Source organism: Microbulbifer thermotolerans, from assembly GCF_900112305.1.
Lineage (GTDB): Bacteria > Pseudomonadota > Gammaproteobacteria > Pseudomonadales > Cellvibrionaceae > Microbulbifer > Microbulbifer thermotolerans.
In genome coordinates this window covers 528,118-546,344 of record NZ_FOKT01000001.1, presented here as the reverse complement: position 1 = coordinate 546,344, position 18,227 = coordinate 528,118, and the positions used below count along the sequence as shown (strand labels likewise).

Below are 18,227 nucleotides of genomic sequence, written 5' to 3'. Positions count from 1 at the left end.
TCAGCCAGGCGCATTGCGCTGGGAAGGGTCCCTCCTGAAATCTCCGACCATCTCGTGCGGATCCACCTCTGCCCTATGCGCTCTCGCGGCCTGCCCCCACCAAACCATCTGGTTGAAAGCGCGGCTGAAATAATCAAACCAAGATTCCTTATCTTCTCCCGCCTGGGGCGCCCCATCTTCGGCAAAGACCTCCTGAGCCTTGGGCACATGGATCATTGCAGAAACCGGCAGGCAACCCAGCTCCGAGAGAAATGTACGCATACCAACCGCGGCACGCATACCTCCCCACTGTCCGGCTGAATAGGTCACAATCACACTGGGCTTGTAGGAAAACAGGGAGCTCCCGAAGTGATTTAGCAGGTTGGCCAATGCCGGGCTCATGGAATGGTTGTACTCCGGACTGACCATGATATACCCGTCGGCAGACGCAATCTTCGCGGCCAGCGCCTCTAACGCGACCGGCGCTTGGCCTTTCGCGTAAGCAAAGTGCGGTTTGAACACTTTCTCCAACGGATAGTCCAGGGAATCGACCAGCTCCACTTCATGCTCACTATAGCGGCTGCCCAAACACTCAAGGCAAGCCTTGGCCACCCGCACGCCAAGACGCGCAGGCCTCGGTGGTGCACTTTCACGAACGGTGCCTAGAAAAAGCAGAAACTTCATCGGCAGTACTCCAGTAATCACTGAATCCGCAGATTAACATACATAAAGAGTCGCTATGAGCAGAAGGCTAACGTTCAGGATATGGTGTAAATCATTCCGGACTTATCGGAGGTGAACTCGCCTCGAGAATGGAATCTATGAAAAATCTGAGATGATTCCCAAAGGCAGTTTATTGGCAATCAGTAGGATTGATCAGCAAACTCAATCATAAAACGGTTTAGTGCAGGTCCCAGTTACGCGTCGAAATAATCCAGCTTTTCGCCGCTGTCTGTATCGTCACAACCTCTCCGTCCAACGGACTTGTAATCCTCCCAGAAAACTCTTTTCAATGCGTTACAAACCGCGTGTAGATGCAAGCTGTATCTTGGTATTGGAGTTACTCCGCCGCAATGGCATCCGGAAAGCCTGTTAGGGAACCTCTGATTAATTCGCGAGAACACTATGATAGCTTCTGGGGCGCTCAGGTAATAGGACGGATATTTCGAAAACGCACGAGTACTTCCCTGTAGCTTCGACGGATACATCCCTGTATCCGACTGTTTCGAAATATCCGTCCTATCACCTGAGCTTCACATCCACCCGCGAAGAGCCTCTGCCACCAGAAAGTGATTTAATCAGAGGTTCCTTAGGGAGTGGTTCTTTAGCTCGGCCCGAAAGCAACCTATACCGTCATCTCGACAAGCTTCTGAGTAAAAGTGTTCAAGCCAGCCCCGGTCTTAACGCCTTTGGCACGCTTGGTGAGATGTTCTTTGAATGTTGTTCGAGACCCCAATTGCTCATGGTTCCGCTTGTGCTATTCTCCGGTTAGGGCGCGAGGGCATGGGCAGTTACACAATCTAAATTACAACCTTCGATGCATAAAAAATTGCACTTATTACTTGAAACCAAAATTCACGAGTTTCAGCGATAAAACCAGTGTTTATCCATTAGTGATAACGACTACAGATAAATGGCCCACCCCACACCCAGAACATTCCTACCAAAGCAACAGTGCTCACGCTCTTATCAAAGACTGCGCACGAATACTCATAACTTCCATTATCTTTGTAGACGGAAATTTACATTTCCACAGCCACCCGCTGCAATGCCGAAACCGGCGGCAAAGCCCAGTTAATCGGCTGCTGATCGTGCTGCTGCAGCCACTGGTTGGTCTGTGAAAATGGTTTGGTTCCGAAAAAGCCGCGGTGTGCGGATAAGGGAGAAGGATGCGGAGCGCGCAGAACCAGATGTTTGTTGCGATCGATAAAGGCACCCTTCTTTTGTGCGTAGCTGCCCCAAAGGATAAACACCAAACCCTGGCGCTGTTCCGCCAGCTTGTGGATGGCGGCATCGGTAAAGCGCTCCCAGCCGCGGCCCTGGTGGGCTCCTGCTCTGCTGCGCTCTACGGTGAGAGTCGCATTCAGCAGCAGAACACCTTGTTCTGCCCAAGGCTGCAGGCAGCCGTGGTCAGAGGGGGCTATACCCAGGTCGGACTGCAATTCCTTGAAAATATTTTGCAATGATGGCGGCAGCGGTACACCGGGCATCACGGAAAAACACAGGCCGTGGGCCTGACCGGGGCCGTGGTACGGGTCCTGGCCGAGGATGACAACTTTGACCTGCTCAAAGGGGGTAGAGTTAAAAGCATTGAAAATCTGCGGACCAGGGGGATAGATCACCTTGCCTGCGGCTTTTTCCGCGCGCAGGAACTCGCGCAGCTCCGCCATATAGGGCTGCTGAAATTCATCGCGCAGTACCGCGTACCATGAGGGATGTATTTTTATATTTTCCGGAACCTGCATGCTATTCCTTTAAAAGCCATCATCCAATTTTAGGGAAAGATTTTTTGTATCTGCCGGCGCAGTGCCGGTACGACTTCCTGCTCAAACCAGGGCCTCTGTTTCAGCCACAGAGTATTGCGCGGACTTGGGTGCGGCAGCGGAAAGTAGCCTGCCGGTAGCGCATCCCGGTAATGGCGTACATTTTCGCTGATGCTGCCGTACCAATGCGGCAAATAATACCTTTGGGCATACTGCCCCACCAACAACGTCAACTGTAGATTCGGCAACAATTCCAGCAGCCGTCTGTGCCAGGTATCCGCACATTCGGGTCGCGGCGGCAGATCGCCACCTTTACCGCGGCCGGGGTAGCAAAATCCCATGGGGATAATGGCGATACGGGATTCATCGTAGAAGGTTTCACCATCCATCTGCAGCCAGTCCCGCAGGCGGTCACCGGAGGGGTCATTCCAGGGAATACTGCTCGCGTGCACTTTGGTACCGGGAGCCTGGCCGACAATCAGCAGCTGCGCGGACTCGGCGGCGCGCAAAACTGGATTAGCCCCCAGGGGCAGGTGTTGTTCACAGAGGCGGCAGGAACGGACTTCTTCGAGTAGATTAAGGAGTTGACGGGCAGCCAATGTTTTCCTCTAGGGGTTGCAACCACGCGGTTGTTTTGCCGCGTGCCCTACCGGACTTCGGCGGGAAAGGCCAAGTGTAACAGCAATGCCCGCTTGTCCGCAGTATCCGCAGCGCGGCCGACGTTGTTGTTGTCCAGGACCACGTAGATGCCACTGGCATCCACCGCCAGCCCCTCGCCCTTGCCGTAGCGGGTCTCCGTGTAGACAAATTCGGGGGATTCCTCAATCGCTCTGTAGTCGATGCACCACTCGGCCCGCAGATCGCGCAGGGCGCGCCGGCACACGGCGAAGGCATTGCGCTCCAGGGTAAAGAGAGCGCCGTCATAGTGGGCGAGACCGGTGATATCCTCGGCGCGGCCGCGGAAGTCGAGGCCAGCCACCGCGGGAATGGGGAATACTTGTGCTTCGCCCCCGGCAGGCAAGTGCAGCAACCCCCGCGGTTCGCGCTCCATGGCGACCCAAAAGTCACTGCCGATTCGAACCAGGCCTTCGGTACCGGCGTTGACTTTCTGTAAATATCCCTGCCGCCGCACCTGAAAAGCCCAATCGCCCGCCAGCCAGGCGGCACCATCAACAGTGAGTTGGGCAATGCGGCTGTAGCGCTCGCTGACAAGGTAGACGCCGTCACTATCGCAGCTGATGCCCTCAAAATCCATTGCCGTGTCCGGTCGGATTGCCTGCGACAGCGCCGCCAAAAACCCTCCCGGTGCCTCCTCTGGGATCGCCAGCCCGGCGACCTGCTGATAGGCTTTCAGCGCCGCACCGGACGGCGACAGTTCCAATGCGTAAATTTCCGACGAGTTCTTATCAGATACCGCCAGCAGGGTGCCATGGCAAAATGTCAGCCCGGAAATATCCAGGCCCGGGCTGTTGTCCACCCAGTAAGCGGAAAGCAGCTGTGCCGGAGTAACGGAATTGGCCGCCGCGAACGGCGACAGCCAAAGAATGGAAAGAATCAGATATCTCAACAAAGGATTTCCAGTCATCAATCGCGGAAATTGGTGAACTGCAAGGGCTGATCCAGTTCCTTGCCTTTAAGCATTGCGATCACCTGCTGCAAGTCGTCGCGCTTCTTGCCGGTAACCCGAACCTGCTCGCCCTGGATAGATGCTTGCACCTTCAGTTTTTCTTCCTTGATGAGTTTAACGATCTTTTTTGACAATTCTTTTTCCAGACCATTTTTCAAGGTGACGGCCACTTTTATCTGCTTGCCGGATTGTTCCGGCTCGCCAACGGTCATCGCCAGCGGATCGATACTGCACTTGATCAACGCCGCGCGCAGCATGTCTACCATTTGTGTGACCTGAATGTCCGCCTCGGCACGTACAGTCAGATCAAAGCCGTTCATCTCCACCTGTGCATCCACGCCCTTGAAGTCGAAGCGATTGGCTACAGTCCGGTTTACTTGGTCAACGGCATTGGTCAGCTGGTGTTTGTCCACTTCGGACACTATGTCAAATGAGGGCATCTATCGCTTGCTCCGTTTTTCTTTCCCGTTTCTTATTGCAGTACCTGTGGAGTAATCTCCACCGTATGTCTGGCGTCACTGAGCCAGATATGGCCATCCTGAATGGTCACATTTAAATCCATGCTGCGCTCGGCCATCGCCGCTAAGGATTCCGTCGCATCCGCGCACAACTGATAGACGCGCAGATTTTCAAAGCGCGCCAGGGCGCCGCCCTGCTTCTGCCACCACACAGGCGCGGTGCGGCGCCCGTAACTGTACACCAAAACCCGACGCGCCCTGTTACACGCCTTGCGTAGACGCTCCTCCGCCGGCAGCCCCACTTCAACCCAGAGCTCCAGTTCACCGGCGAGATCCCGCTGCCACAAGTCGGCCTCATCATCGGAGCTAAGCCCGCGGGTAAACTCGAGTTCTCGTGCCGCATTGTGGGCAAAGGCCAAGAGGCGCACCATCATGCGTTCATCGGTTTCCGACGGATGGCGTGCCAGCGTGAGCTGATAGTCGCCATAGTGGTCCCGATCCATATCGGCGACCTGTAATTGGGCTTTGAAGATAGTCGCTTTTAACGCCATTTCGGCTCCGTGTATGCGCCAGCTCCAGCAATGGAGGAACGGCGGGCTATTCTTGGGTGGTTTCCTAAAAAAGTAAGGAACCTCTGAGTAATTCGCTCGCGCCCTGTTATTGCCTGCAAAGCGTGCAATATCATTTCCGCCCGGAAGCGAATTATTCGGCAGTTCCCTAGACACAGGGGCACTCCGTATGAATTTCGCCATCGCCGGCAACCGTCGGCTCTGCACAGGTACCCTGCTCTGTTTGCTGTTGCTCGGACTCGGCGGCTGCGGCATCAACAATATTCCCACCAATGACGAACAGGTAAAAGCCGCCTGGGCCCAGGTGGAGAACCAGTACCAGCGCCGCGCCGATCTGATTCCCAACCTGGTGAAAACCGTGAAGGCCTACGCCGCCCACGAGCGCGAAACTCTAGAGGCGGTGACCGAGGCTCGCGCCAAAGTGGGCGCAATACAAGTGGACCAAAATCTGATTGACGACCCCGCCAAGTTACAGCAGTTCGAGGCTGCTCAAGCCCAGCTGTCCAGCGCCTTGGCGCGCCTGATGGTGGTGGTGGAACGCTACCCCAACTTGAAGGCGGATCAAAATTTCCTCGCCTTGCAATCCCAGCTGGAGGGCACCGAAAACCGCATCAGTGTGGCGCGGCGGGATTATATCCAGGCTGTGGAACGCTACAACCGGGAAATCCGTACCTTTCCGGGGCGAATCTGGCATACGATTCTCTATAGCGATATGCCGCTGCGAGAAACCTTCAAAGCCACCGGAGAGGACGTGGAAAAAGCGCCGCAGGTCGATTTTCAGTAACCGCGTCGCGAATTTGCCATGAGTCGTCGCACCACAACGGTCACATCAGCCCTCGCCGCTCTGATCTGCGCCGCAAGCGCATTGGCCCAGGTACAGTTCCCGCCACTGTCCGGACGCGTGGTGGACAGGGCCGGATTACTCAGCCCCGAAGCAGAGTACAGACTGACGGAAATCATGCAGAAGCATGAAAAGGAGACCGGCAATCAATTGGTAGTGGCCACCTTGAACGACCTGCAGGGCCTGACGATCGAAGAATACGGCTACCAACTTGGACGCCACTGGCAATTGGGCCAGAAGGATAAAAACAACGGCGCACTGCTGCTGGTGGCGGCCGATGAGCGCAAGGTAAGGATTGAAGTGGGCTATGGCCTGGAGGGCGCACTCACCGATGCGCTGGCGGCCAACATAATCCATACCAAAATCCTGCCTAAATTTAGAGCCGGCGATTTTGATAGTGGCGTCACTGCGGGTATCGAGTCGATGATCGCTGCGATCGGAAACGAATATGTAGCCGAACCGACGAAAACCGGGGGCGAACGCCGCCTGGCAATTTTGGTCGGCCTGTTCCTGTTGCTGGTGATGCTGCAACTGTTCGGCGCCTCGGTACTGGGCGCCCCCGCGGGCAGCCGCGGCTTCAAACGCGGCCGCTACGGAGGCTATTACGGCGGAGGTGGATTCGGCGGCGGCGCTGGCGGGGGTGGTTTTGGCGGTGGTGGCGGCGGCTTTGGCGGGGGCGGCGCATCCGGAGGATGGTGATGGCCAGGCAGATACTCAACAGCGACTACCGGCGCAAAGTCGCCGAAACCATTAAGGAAGTGGAATCGCGCACCGACGCGGAACTGGTCACGGTGCTGGCGCGGGAGGCGGACAACTACTTGTATATTTCCACTCTCTGGGCTGCTTTTCTGGCCCTGTTGCTGACTCCCCTGCTACACCTGCTGCCCCAATGGCTGAGCCACCAGCAAATTTTTACCCTGCAGTGGATTCTGTTTATCACGCTGGCAGTGCTGTTCCGCTGGCGCCCGCTGACCATGCGGCTGGTCCCCCAAAAAGTGAAATACTGGCGCGCCGCCAACCTGGCCCGACGCCAATTTCTCGAGCAAGAACTGCACAGCACCGAGGGGCGCCTGGGGCTTTTAATCTTTGTCGCCGAGGCAGAGCACTATGTCGAAATACTGGCGGACCGGGGACTGGCGGAGCTGATTAACAACGAAGCCTGGCGGGAAACCATCGAAAACTTTATCCGCGAAATCAAGCGCGGAAAAACTGGAGAAGCCTTTATACACTGCATCGAACAGTGCGGCGAGCTGCTGCAGGAGGCTGCTCCCGCCACAGCGATAAAAAATGAATTGCCCAATCATCTGATTATTTTGGATTAAGTAGCATGCAGATAGGAAAATCCCCATTGATTGCCGGAACCACCCTGCTGCTGATACTGGCCACCTACTCCGTCTACAGCGCACTGGGCCAAGGCGGCGCTGAAAACGACGGCAAACCTCGATTGTCATCACTTTTCTCTGCCGACAATCACTTGGCGCAACGGGTGCAACAGCTGGAAGAAGCCGTAGAAAACACCAACCGACTGCAGTCCGAGCTACTGGAACTGGTAGAGGATCTACACCGGCGCCTGGAACATTTAATGCCGCCAATACCGGAGGAGGTAAACGACGCTGCGCGCACCGGTTCAGTGGACAACAGCTTGGCAGAAAGAGAAGAACACCTGAGGCGGAATCCCTATGCGCGGCACCGGCAGATGCAACTACAGCGCCTGATCAATGCCGGTATTAACCCCGACCGGGCCGAACTGATTCTGGAAAAACAGGAGCGCTTTCAGTACGACCATATGAAGCTCGCCTACGCGTACCGCCACCTACAGGACAAATCCTCCGCGGAAGCGGCGGCACTCCGCGAACAGCTCAGTATCTACAGTCATCCACGCAAAATGCTGGAGCACGAGCTCAGCGAGGAGGAATTTGAACTCTATCTGCAAGCCAACGGACAACAGGAAATGCGGGTAAACCGGGTGATCAGTGACACGCCAGCCGCAAACGCGGGGCTTAGGCCCGGAGACAAGATCATCTCCTACAACGGCGAGCGGATTTTTCACATGGGGGACTTGCGCGCGCAAATCTACCGGGTAGCCCCGGGGCAGACTGTGGCGGTGGAAGTACAGCGCGCGGGAAGCGGCAGCCGGGAAGTGATCTATGTGCCCAGCGGGCCGCTGGGCGTGCAAGGCTAAAGGCCTGTCCCCCGGGCGGGGGAAAGGCCATAGCGTGGGTCGATTATTCCCCCGAGGTTTCCGGACGCATATGCGGGAACAGCAGTACGTCGCGAATTGAGGGAGAGTCAGTCAACAGCATTACCAACCGATCTATACCGATACCTTCGCCGGCGGTCGGCGGCAGGCCATATTCGAGGGCGCGGATATAGTCAGCGTCGTAGTGCATGGCCTCATCGTCCCCGGCCTCTTTCTCCGCCACCTGCGCCTTGAAGCGCTCGGCCTGGTCTTCCGCGTCGTTCAGCTCGGAAAAGCCATTGGCGATTTCGCGGCCGCCCACAAAAAACTCAAAGCGGTCGGTGACGAAGGGGTTATCGTCATTGCGGCGCGCCAGCGGCGATACCTCAGTCGGGTATTCGGTGATAAAGGTCGGCTGGTCCAGGCGGTGCTCAACGGTCTTCTCGAAGATTTCAATCTGTACCTTGCCCAGGCCCCAGCTGTCTTTGAGCGGAATATCCAGGTTTTCCGCCACTTTGCGCGCACTCTCCAGGTTGTCGATATCGGAGTGCGACAGCCCCGGGTTGTAGCGCAGGATGGCATCGAATACCGACAGGCGCGCAAACGGCTTGGCAAAATCGTAGCTGCTGCCCTGGTATTCGATCGTGGTTTTGCCCAGCACTTCCGAGCAGATGCCGCGCAACATTTCCTCGGTCAGATCCATCAGGTCCTTGTAGTCCGCATAGGCCTGGTAGAACTCCAGCATGGTGAACTCGGGGTTGTGGCGGGTGGAGAGGCCCTCGTTGCGGAAGTTGCGATTGATCTCATACACGCGCTCAAAGCCGCCGACCACCAGGCGTTTGAGGTACAACTCCGGCGCGATGCGCAGATACATATCAATATCCAGCGCATTGTGGTGGGTGATAAACGGCCGCGCGGTGGCCCCGCCGGGAATCACCTGCAGCATCGGTGTTTCCACTTCCATAAAATCGTGGCCGTTCAGGAAGCGGCGGATATAGTCGATCACTTTCGAGCGGATGCGGAATACCTCGCGGGATTCCGGTGTGGCAATCAGATCCACGTAGCGCTGGCGATAGCGCAGTTCCTGGTCTGCAATGCCGTGAAATTTTTCCGGCAGCGGGCGCAGGGCTTTGGTCAACAGGGTGTACTCGTCGCAGGTCACGTAGAGATCACCTTTGCCGGATTTGTGCAGCACACCTTTGACACCGACAATGTCGCCGATATCCCAGCCACCGAAGCGCGCCTTGATGTCCTTCTGCGCCGCTTTGTCCGCGTACAATTGGATTCGCCCGGACACGTCCTGAATCACCATAAAGGGGCCGCGCTTAGCGAGAACACGCCCGGCCACACAAGCGCTCACCCCCAGCTGTTCCAGCTCCTCCTTGGTTTTTTCGCCGTACTCGCTCTGCAGGTCGGCGGCGAGATTTTCGCGGCGGAAGCTGTTGGGGAAGGCATTGCCCTTTTCGCGCAGCGCACTCAGCTTGGCGCGGCGCTCGGCGATCAGTTTGTTTTCGTCATGCTGGATGTCGGTCATGGGTTCTTCCAATGCGGAAAAATGGATAGGGAATGCGGCCAAACCGGCGCTGTTGCCGGCTTGCCCAAACTTAAAGCCCGGCTTTCAGGCTGGCCTCGATAAATTGATCCAGGTCGCCGTCCAGCACCGCCTGACAGTTACTGGTCTGCACACCGGTGCGCAGGTCTTTGATGCGCTGGTCATCGAGCACGTAGGACCGGATCTGGCTACCCCAGCCGATATCCGCCTTACTGTCCTCCATCGCCTGCTTCTCGGCGTTGCGCTTGATCATCTCCTGCTCATACAGTTTGGCGCGCAGCATTTTCCAGGCCTTGTCCCGGTTCTGGTGCTGAGAACGCTCACTCTGACAGGCCACCACGATACCGGAGGGAATGTGGGTCAGGCGCACAGCCGAGTCGGTTTTGTTCACGTGCTGACCGCCAGCGCCTGAAGCGCGGTAGGTATCCTCGCGCACCTGGGACTTGTCTACCGCGATCTCGATATTGTCGTCGATTTCCGGTGAGACAAATACCGAACTGAACGAGGTGTGACGGCGGTTGCCGGAGTCGAATGGCGATTTGCGCACCAGCCGGTGCACCCCGGTTTCGGTACGCAGCCAACCGAAAGCGTATTCGCCCGCAAAGTGGATAGTGGCACTCTTGATGCCCGCCACCTCCCCGGCAGAGACTTCCTCCAGGGTGGTTTTGAAACCGTGGGCCTCTCCCCAGCGCAGGTACATGCGCAGCAGCATCTCGGCCCAATCCTGGGCCTCGGTGCCACCGGAGCCCGCCTGGATATCCAGGTAGGCATTGTTGGGGTCGTTTTCACCGGAGAACATGCGGCGGAACTCCAGCCCGCCCAGCTGTTGCTGCAGGTTTTCGATTTCCGCGGACACATCCGCGACCGAGTCCTCGTCCCCCTCTTCCACGGCCATTTCCAGCAGTTCGCGACAATCGGAAATGCCGCTATCCAGGGTTTCGATGGTTTTAACCACGGCTTCCAGGGAGGCGCGCTCGCGGCCCAGTTCCTGGGCCCGCTCCGGCTCGTCCCAGACGCTGGGTTCGGCGAGTTCCAGTTCTACCTCGGTCAGGCGCTCTTTCTTGTTGGCGTAGTCAAAGATACCCCCTAAGAACGTCGGTGCGTTCTTCGAGGTCTTTCAATTGGTTGAGAAGGGGATTGATTTCCATGAACTCTCGGATTCCGGACTGTCTATAAAGCGGCGCGCATTCTACCGTAGCGCGGGTGGGCGGTTCCAGTGGGGCGGGAAGCGGTACCGGGCCGCGGCAATTGCCGCGGCCCACCTACCCGGAAGTCACTGTGCCTCAAGCTCCAAATCCGTTCATCAACAATCCGACAAGGATGATCTGCGGCAGGGTCAAAAGCGGTAGTGCAAAACCGATTTTCCAGGAGCCAGTGGTGTCTTTGATAGACATCAACTCGGTATAGTCTGTGGACACCCCGGCCATCAGAAACGCAAAGGCATTGCCCGGTGCCGTGGCGCGGCTGAATATATCGGCCGCCAAAGGCGTGGCTCCTTCCGAGCAGACCTCAAGAATCGTCGCCGCCACCAGGGTCGCCGCGAGTCCTAGCGCAGACGGGCCAAACCACTGCTGAAACACTGCCGGGTCCACAAAGGCCCGCACCAGTACCGCGAGGACTATACCCACCAGCAGCCAACGCACCACCATCTGGGAACCGCGAATACCCTCCCACAACAGACTGCCGATACTGGTGGGCGTCAATTCCGCCCGCTGCCAGAGGCCCACCACCTCAGTGCGCCAGTCGTAGTCCTCCGGCAACTCCACCTTGTTGGGATTGGGCGGTAATTTACCCTGCTCCACCAGCCGGTCGGCGAGATAGCCGCTGATCAGCGCGATGGCCGCAGAGCACAGAATAAACAACAGCGTCCACCAGAAACCGATCAGTGCGATCAGGATCACTGTCAGCGACAGGGAATTCCATGGGCTGGCGATCAAGAAGGCCATCACCTGGCCGATGCTGGCGCCGCGCTTATACAGCTGCATCCCCACCATGAGGATGCCGTGGGAGCAGAGATCAAAGAATAGTCCCGCCAAGGTGGCGCGAAACAGACCGCGTTTGCTGCCCCCCCGCCCCAGTGCCTTAATTACCAGCTCCTGGGGAATACGCCCCAACAGCCCCACGAAAAGCGCACCCGCCACCACGCCCCACCACATGGTGTGCACCAGTTCCACCACACCAGCGGACATATGGTGCAGCCACTCCGGCATAGCGTCCAAATCCACGACCCAGTATATGCAGTAGAGAATGGCAACCACGGACAGACTAATCCACAGCAACCAGTCGAGGTGGCCGCGAGGCTCGTCGGCACAGCAGGCGGAGGTGTGCGCTTCCACCACCTGCCCGCCATCAGGGGGGCGGGGACCACAGCACTTATCCGTCACACACACCTCCGCAAAGACTATCCAAAATCGCACACTCGGGAGACTCGTCACCGGCACAGCTGTCCGCCAGGCGGCGCAATGCGCCGCGCATCTCCCGCAAATCCCGCAGTTGCGCTTCTATGTGCGTCAGCTTCTCCTCCACCAACGCCTTGGCGTCGTGGCTGCGGCGGGAAGGGTTGTGGTGCAGCACCAGGAGGCTGCGCACTTCGTCCACGGTAAAGCCCACCGCGCGGGCACGACGAATAAAGTGCAGTGTCTCCAGGTCCCGCTCACTGTAATCGCGGTAACCGTTGCCCGCACGCTTGGGGGAGAGCAAATGAATGGATTCATAATAGCGCAGTGCCTTGGCCGTCAGGCCCGAGCGCTGCGCCGCCTGGGAAATATTCATACGACCGTACCTGTTAAACAGTGAATACGATGCAGGAGGTTAAAGATTACCGCAAGGGGAAGGTCAAGAGACGGAGGGGACAGGCTGTCCCGCCCGGATGCTGCCGGGCGGGCAATTGCTGTGGATATCAGCGGTTGCGGATTTTATCCCGCACCCAGCGGCCGGCCTCCTTCAAGCGTTCTGCGGTCCAGGGGCCGCTACTGCAGGTACCTGTCTGCCAAACCGCCCCGGAGCGGTGGTCGTCGGAGTAATTCCAGTTGGTCCAGCTCACCTGATACTGGTCCAGAAGATCCAGGTAGGCCTGGGCACTGGCGAAATCGTTGCCGCCGTCACCCGTGTAGGTCTGAGAACCCCATTCGGTGACGAAGATAGGCAGACCGCGGTCCAGTGCCGACTTCAGCGCATCGCGGTAATACTGGCCGTGGGAAGCGGCGTAAAAATGAAAGCCGTACATGATGTTATCGATGGTCACCGGGTTGTCGATAATATCCTGTGCGCTGCGACCATCCGAAACGCCCAGGGAAGCCCAACCGTGCGTTCCCACCACCACTACCGCGTCCGGGTCGTACTGGCGGATAACCGGAATTATCTGCATGGCATAGCTGCGAATGTCATTCCAGCTGACATTGTTCGGCTCATTCGCCACATCGTAAATAATATTGTTTTGATCCGCGTGTTCGCGGGCGATATCAGTGAAGAAGCGGCGGGCATTTTCCAGGTTGTAATTGGGATCCCCGGGGTCCAACTGGTGCCAGTCTACCAGCACATACATGCCCCGCTCGGTGACCTCGTCGATGATATGGCTGACCTGTGCCGTGTAGCCGGCGGGATCGGTTTCATAACCGCCCTCTTGCACATAGAGGGATACGCGCAAAATATCTGCCCGCCAGTCATCGGCCAGCGCATCCAGCGAGGCGTCTGTCACACAGTCACCCCAGCCATACCACTGCAACCCGTGGGTGCTCATACCGCGCAGTTGCACCGGCTCGCTGTCCTTGTTGCAAAGCCTGGTACCGCAGACATGCAGCTGCCCGTTGCGGCCGACGGCAGTGTCACCACCAGACGAGGAACCGCTGGAAGAGCTGCCGGAGGAGGAGCCGGTACCGCATGCACCGCTGTTACTCCACACTTGGTAGGGGCCGGAGTTTTGCGCGGGATTTTCGCCCTGAGTCCACCAGTTTGCCACATACTTCACCCCCTGATACTGCACCGCGCTGCCACCGGTGTAGACAGCACCGATATCCCAGTGCGGCAGCCCACCGCAATCGGCGTCGCCACCAGAGGAAGTATTGCCCGAAGATGAGCCGGAGCCGGAAGAACCCGAGCTCCCGGAAGAACTGCCGCCGGAACCGCCACCGCTGTCGCAGCTTCCCAGACCATCCCAGGCATAACTCCAAGCCCACCCGACACCGGGCTCGTAGGGCCCGCCCTGACTGCACCAGCCACCGACTTTGCAACGGAAGGCTTCACCGGCATTGACTACATTATCACCGCTTTGATAGCCGCTTCCCCCGACATAAGCCGGGAGTGCGCTGCAGTCGTATGAATGGGCGAGGGGAAATACCATCAGGAAAATCAGGCTGGCCCCTAATTTGAGAATCGTTTTGTTCATTGGCTTTTCTCTCTTGACGGCCAAGGTCAAAATTTCATTCGCAACTTATCCATTCCCTTTGCCTTGTCGGTGGCACCGGCTCGCAAAGGGAGTTAAAGGTTGTCGAGGAATGTCCGGTGCTCGGTGGAAAATTCATAATTGTTGAATTTGTCCCAGTTGATCGACCAGGTCATCAAGCCACCGATGCCCGTCCAACCAGTGCTGGTATGCGGAGTGTAAGTAGCACAACCCTGCAGCTTGACCAGACAATTGAGCGCCGCGTGCACTTCCTGCACAGAGGTGAATCCGCCACCGGCATTGACGCTCGCGGGCAAACCGATCAAAACCTGTTCCTGGCGTAGGGGTGGGAAGTAATGGTCGGGATTTCCGCCCACGTTGAAGCCCGTCAGTACCATATCGGCCATGGCGATATGAAAATCAGCCACCCCCATGCTGTGATACTGATTATCCAGCCCGATAATGGGCCCCGAATTGTAGTGTTGCACTTGCAGCCAATTGAGATCATCGCGCAGTGCATGGATAACCGGGAGGTAGGCGCCGGCACGGCGGTCACAACCGGAACAACTGCCACCGTAAAAGCTGTACCCCAGCTGTACAAAGAATGTCTCCGGGGCCATGGTCAGCATAAAGTCAGGGCCATAGTGTGCCTTTAGCGCCTTGAGCGCTTCGATCAGGTGCACAATAACCGGCGTGGTGGGATTGCGGAAATCCACATCCCCGGCATTCAACTCCAGCGAGTGACCTTCAAAATCCACATCTAAACCGTCGAAACCATATCGGTCGATAATGCGAATCATCGAGTCGACAAAATTGTCGCGGGCCTGGGTTGTCTCAAGACGCACCTGACCATTGGCGCCGCCGATACTGATGATCACTTTTTTTCCATCGGCCTGCTTGGCCTGAATACCGGCGATAAATGACTGTTCGTTGAACAGCGGATCCAGCTTAAAACCGATTTCCCCCGGAGCCGCGCCCGTGGGTTCGGCGAAAGACACATTGATCACATCAAAAGCATCCGACACATCGGCTATCGGGATAACACCGGAACCGTTATCAAAATTATGCCAATAGCCGGAAATAATCCGCTTGCTGCCTCCATTACCGGGCCCGCCGCTGCCACTGCCGCTGGAAGAAGAGCCCGAACTACTGGACGCACCGCCACAGCTGCGCACCTGGGTCCAGGCATCCTGCCAGTGCATCCCTTCGCCGGGCGCATAGGCCCAGGCCGCGGAGGAAGAACACCAGCCGGCAATATCACAGCGGTATTCGAATCCCAAGTTCTGCACTGTTTCACCGGCACTATAACTGGTCCCCGCGCGGTATTGCGGCGAGCTACAGGCGCCGCCGGAAGAACCTCCAGAGCCGGATGAGCTGCCGGAACTGGATGAAGAGCTAGATGAAGAGCTAGATGAAGAGCTAGATGAAGAACTGGACGAAGAACTGCTCCCCGCGCCATTGCATTGGCCCAAGTTGGTCCATTCCTGCCACTGGCCAGAATGACTTTCAGGGTTGGCGCCCTGGCTCCACCAATTGGCCCTATAGGCAAAGTTGTTGTATCTCACCTGAGCACCACCGGTGTAGGCGGCGGTGCTATCCCACTCTGGCAAACCACTGCAATCGAACGCAAAAACGCCGCTGGCACCCAGAGGTAATAACAGGGCAAACAAAAGCCGGTGCATGCGGAAAACAACGGCATTGCAAACTCTGTTCATGACGACTCTCCGTAAACTGATACGACCGCCCACCGCAGCCGCTATTGACGATGCTCTTTCCGCCTGACATTCCAAAACCCCAGAACCGCAACAGCAGACCGGGCGCACCACGCCCTGAAGCGCCAGACTGATAAAAGGCCTGACAGGAAAACACCCGCCCGGACATTCAACTTTCAGGGAAATACATGCGCTTTAATTGGCTGCCGCGCTCGATGCTGTCCTGGTACCTGCGCAGAAAGCCACTTCACACTACGGACACACTGACAACGCTGTCAAACCAACTGATGTTTGCCGCGCCAACTGCGGCATAATTTGGGATCTAGCTCTCGGATACGGCACGCCCTCCGCGGAGGGCGAGGATTTTGTAGGAATAGTGATAGGTCGCCGGGTAACGCGCTGTAGCGGGAAAATCTTAGGAATCGTTGTCGGGACAACTGCCGCGCTGCTGGTACTGAATCTGGTCAGCGGGGTCAAACCCCAACTCCAGAGCCGCGTCCAGCGCGTCCATGGGGATCAGGTGCATCAATATGTCACCGGTGGGCGCTCCGCACACCGCCGGGTACATACGATCGGTGCGGGTGGCACAACGGGACTCCTCAACTTCCACACCGCTATCGGCCAATTTGGCGCGACTTTCCTCCAGAGAAAGACCGCCGCCCTCGCACTGACGGTTGCCGCGCCCCTCAAAGACCCAGACCAGCTCCTCCGCCTGTGCCGGCGGCTGCTCCGCCTCCGCGCTGTTTTGCTTCATCTCTGACATCGCCTCGGATTGGGATTCCTTTTCCGCCCGCCGCTCGCAGGCACCCAGGGACAGGGTGAGAACGGGGATCAACAACAGCAAGGGAATTTTTCTGTTCAATTGTGCTTCCTCCATAAAGCTGGTGAGTTCTGCAATCAACCAAATGCGAGCCAGATACCGACGCCCATCATCAAGCTGCCGGCAATGCGGTTGATCAATCGCAGGTTGTCGCCTCTGGCCAACAGGCGGCTCAGGGTGCGGCCACCACCAGCGTAAATCAACAGGCACAGGGATTCCAACAGCAAAATGATAGCAACCAGGACTGCCAGCTGCGGCGCCAGGGGCCGACTGTCGCTGATAAAGGGGGGTAACAACGCGATAAAGAAGGCCCACCCCTTGGGATTGGCCACTGCGGTGATAAATCCCTGGGCCGCCAGCGCCCCGCGGGTGGGCGGCGCCGCGGCCCCCTCCTTCGATGTCGCAATGGCCATGTGCCCCCGGGCGCGCCACATCTGCAGACCGAGCCAGGCCAGATAAGCACCACCACAGTATTTGAATATCTGAAAGGCGCCGGGGTACTTGAGCATCAGGGCTGCGATTCCCAGTACCGCGGTCACCGCCACCAATGCCACTCCGGTCAACTCCCCGGCCATCATCCACAGGGTGCGGCGCACCCCCAGCGTCATTCCCATGGTCAGCGCCAGGGTCATGCAAAGCCCCGGAGTCACCGATACGAAGAAAAATGTCGGCACAAACAGCACTAGCAGCGAAAAGTCGATCACGTCCATCAGTGATGACTTCCCGCGTGAGTCCCATAGCGGCTCAATAGCATTCCGGCGAGCATCAAACCGCAGCCGAGCAGCTCATGCCCGCTGAATACCTCCCCAAGGATCATCCAACCCGCTAGCAGGGCGAATACCGACTCCAAACTCATTATCACCGTGGCGTGAGAGGTGGCCGCGTGACGCAGTCCCAGCAGCTGGAAGGTGAATGCCACCGCGGTGGAGAAGATCATCATATAGGCGATGGGCCAGGCGGCGTCCACCGCGCCCTGCAGACTGGCATCTTCCACCAACAGTGACGCCAGCGTGGAAAAGAGGCCGCAGAAGATAAACTGCACCGCGGCCAGGCGCAGTGCGTGGCGGCGTTTTACCAACCGGTCCGCAGTCAGTACCTGTATCGCAAAGGCGAAGGCGCCGGCGAAGACCAGCAGATCACCGATCATCTGTGATTCCTGGGAAAAGTCTCCCAGCACATAGAGGCCCGCCAGTGCCACCCCGATACCTGCCCAGGTCCAGCGGTTGGTGGCAATTCCCAGGGAGAGCCCAATTAACGACACCAGCAGCATTTCCATACCGGAAATAAAACCGGCGCGCCCGGCACTGGTATATACCAGTCCCCACTGTTGCAGCGCCGCGCCGAGGAACAGCCAAAATCCCAGTATCGCTCCGCCGGCAAAACTGTCGCGCCAGCGGCTTTTTATCTGGGTGCCCGCCTCCGGTGTCGCCACCTCGCGGCGGGACGAAAGCCAGTAAACCAGGGGAATCAGAATCAAGCCACCGAGCAGAAAGCGCCAGGCGTTGAACGCCAGCGGTGGCATATATTCCATCGCCACCTTTTGTGGGACAAAAGCCAGCCCCCAGAAAAAAGCGGCAAACAGCAGCAGTAATTCGGCTTTCGCCTGTTGTCCTTTCATACTATCAC

19 protein-coding genes are annotated in these 18,227 nt (G+C 57.7%); 4 read left to right on the top strand and 15 right to left on the bottom strand.

Annotated features, from left to right (window positions below; all coding sequences use genetic code 11):
* The 6 genes from BM155_RS02380 to BM155_RS02355 form a co-directional block, all read right to left on the bottom strand.
* A complete protein-coding gene (locus tag BM155_RS02380; RefSeq protein WP_074900865.1) occupies positions 1–663 on the bottom strand; it encodes an NADPH-dependent FMN reductase in 663 nt (220 codons plus the stop codon).
* Positions 664–1,721: 1,058 nt separating this feature from the next.
* Complete coding sequence (gene ung / locus BM155_RS02375) at positions 1,722–2,444, bottom strand: uracil-DNA glycosylase (protein WP_074900862.1); 723 nt, start codon at positions 2,442–2,444, stop codon at positions 1,722–1,724.
* A gap of 29 nt (positions 2,445–2,473) precedes the next feature.
* Positions 2,474–3,061 carry a uracil-DNA glycosylase family protein gene (locus BM155_RS02370; protein WP_067152672.1) on the bottom strand — a complete coding sequence of 196 codons (588 nt, stop codon included), beginning with the start codon at positions 3,059–3,061 and terminating at the stop codon, positions 2,474–2,476.
* Between the two features lie 47 nt (positions 3,062–3,108).
* Positions 3,109–4,032, bottom strand: a complete 924-nt coding sequence (locus BM155_RS02365; RefSeq protein WP_139223116.1) for an esterase-like activity of phytase family protein — start codon at positions 4,030–4,032, stop codon at positions 3,109–3,111.
* A gap of 14 nt (positions 4,033–4,046) precedes the next feature.
* Entirely contained in the window at positions 4,047–4,529 is a 483-nt protein-coding gene (locus BM155_RS02360) for a YajQ family cyclic di-GMP-binding protein (protein WP_074900857.1), read from the bottom strand.
* Between the two features lie 32 nt (positions 4,530–4,561).
* Positions 4,562–5,098, bottom strand: a complete 537-nt coding sequence (locus tag BM155_RS02355; protein WP_067152666.1) for a YaeQ family protein — start codon at positions 5,096–5,098, stop codon at positions 4,562–4,564.
* Positions 5,099–5,285: 187 nt separating this feature from the next.
* Between BM155_RS02355 and BM155_RS02350 the strand changes: the two genes are divergently transcribed.
* The 4 genes from BM155_RS02350 to BM155_RS02335 are packed head-to-tail and all read left to right on the top strand — an operon-like array spanning position 5,286 to position 8,139.
* Positions 5,286–5,900 carry a LemA family protein gene (locus BM155_RS02350; RefSeq protein ID WP_082817407.1) on the top strand — a complete coding sequence of 205 codons (615 nt, stop codon included), beginning with the start codon at positions 5,286–5,288 and terminating at the stop codon, positions 5,898–5,900.
* A gap of 18 nt (positions 5,901–5,918) precedes the next feature.
* Positions 5,919–6,656: a TPM domain-containing protein gene (locus BM155_RS02345; protein ID WP_074900854.1), complete on the top strand. Its 738-nt coding sequence runs from the start codon at positions 5,919–5,921 to the stop codon at positions 6,654–6,656.
* A complete protein-coding gene (locus BM155_RS02340) occupies positions 6,656–7,279 on the top strand; it encodes a TPM domain-containing protein (protein WP_254773082.1) in 624 nt (207 codons plus the stop codon). Before BM155_RS02345 ends, BM155_RS02340 begins: the two co-directional genes overlap by 1 nt.
* A gap of 5 nt (positions 7,280–7,284) precedes the next feature.
* On the top strand, positions 7,285–8,139 hold the full coding sequence (locus tag BM155_RS02335) for a PDZ domain-containing protein (protein WP_082817406.1): 855 nt from the start codon (positions 7,285–7,287) through the stop codon (positions 8,137–8,139).
* Between the two features lie 43 nt (positions 8,140–8,182).
* On the opposite strand, the gene lysS is transcribed toward BM155_RS02335, so the two are convergent.
* The 9 genes from lysS to BM155_RS02290 all read right to left on the bottom strand — a co-directional run bounded on the left by lysS (position 8,183) and on the right by BM155_RS02290 (position 18,219).
* On the bottom strand, positions 8,183–9,670 hold the full coding sequence (gene lysS, locus BM155_RS02330) for a lysine--tRNA ligase (protein WP_067157581.1): 1,488 nt from the start codon (positions 9,668–9,670) through the stop codon (positions 8,183–8,185).
* 70 nt (positions 9,671–9,740) lie between these two features.
* A protein-coding gene (gene prfB, locus BM155_RS02325) for a peptide chain release factor 2 (protein WP_139223115.1) occupies positions 9,741–10,836 on the bottom strand; the annotation gives its coding sequence in 2 pieces (ribosomal slippage) (positions 9,741–10,763 and positions 10,765–10,836; 1,095 coding nt in all).
* Between the two features lie 135 nt (positions 10,837–10,971).
* Positions 10,972–12,072: a permease gene (locus BM155_RS02320; RefSeq protein ID WP_067152655.1), complete on the bottom strand. Its 1,101-nt coding sequence runs from the start codon at positions 12,070–12,072 to the stop codon at positions 10,972–10,974.
* A complete protein-coding gene (locus BM155_RS02315) occupies positions 12,062–12,460 on the bottom strand; it encodes a MerR family transcriptional regulator (protein WP_067152653.1) in 399 nt (132 codons plus the stop codon). Before BM155_RS02315 ends, BM155_RS02320 begins: the two co-directional genes overlap by 11 nt.
* Before the next feature lie 127 nt (positions 12,461–12,587).
* Complete coding sequence (locus BM155_RS02310; RefSeq protein WP_067152651.1) at positions 12,588–14,072, bottom strand: cellulase family glycosylhydrolase; 1,485 nt, start codon at positions 14,070–14,072, stop codon at positions 12,588–12,590.
* A gap of 92 nt (positions 14,073–14,164) precedes the next feature.
* The gene (locus tag BM155_RS02305) at positions 14,165–15,784 is read right to left on the bottom strand and encodes a glycosyl hydrolase family 18 protein (RefSeq protein WP_083421050.1); all 1,620 of its coding nucleotides are present in this window, start codon (positions 15,782–15,784) and stop codon (positions 14,165–14,167) included.
* A gap of 412 nt (positions 15,785–16,196) precedes the next feature.
* Positions 16,197–16,643 carry a hypothetical protein gene (locus tag BM155_RS02300; RefSeq protein WP_139223114.1) on the bottom strand — a complete coding sequence of 149 codons (447 nt, stop codon included), beginning with the start codon at positions 16,641–16,643 and terminating at the stop codon, positions 16,197–16,199.
* A gap of 35 nt (positions 16,644–16,678) precedes the next feature.
* Positions 16,679–17,311, bottom strand: coding sequence for a LysE family translocator (locus BM155_RS02295; protein ID WP_139223113.1), 633 nt, complete (start codon positions 17,309–17,311; stop codon positions 16,679–16,681).
* Positions 17,311–18,219 (bottom strand): DMT family transporter, encoded by a 909-nt coding sequence (locus BM155_RS02290; RefSeq protein ID WP_067152643.1) that lies wholly within the window; start codon positions 18,217–18,219, stop codon positions 17,311–17,313. Before BM155_RS02290 ends, BM155_RS02295 begins: the two co-directional genes overlap by 1 nt.
* Positions 18,220–18,227: the final 8 nt, after the last annotated feature.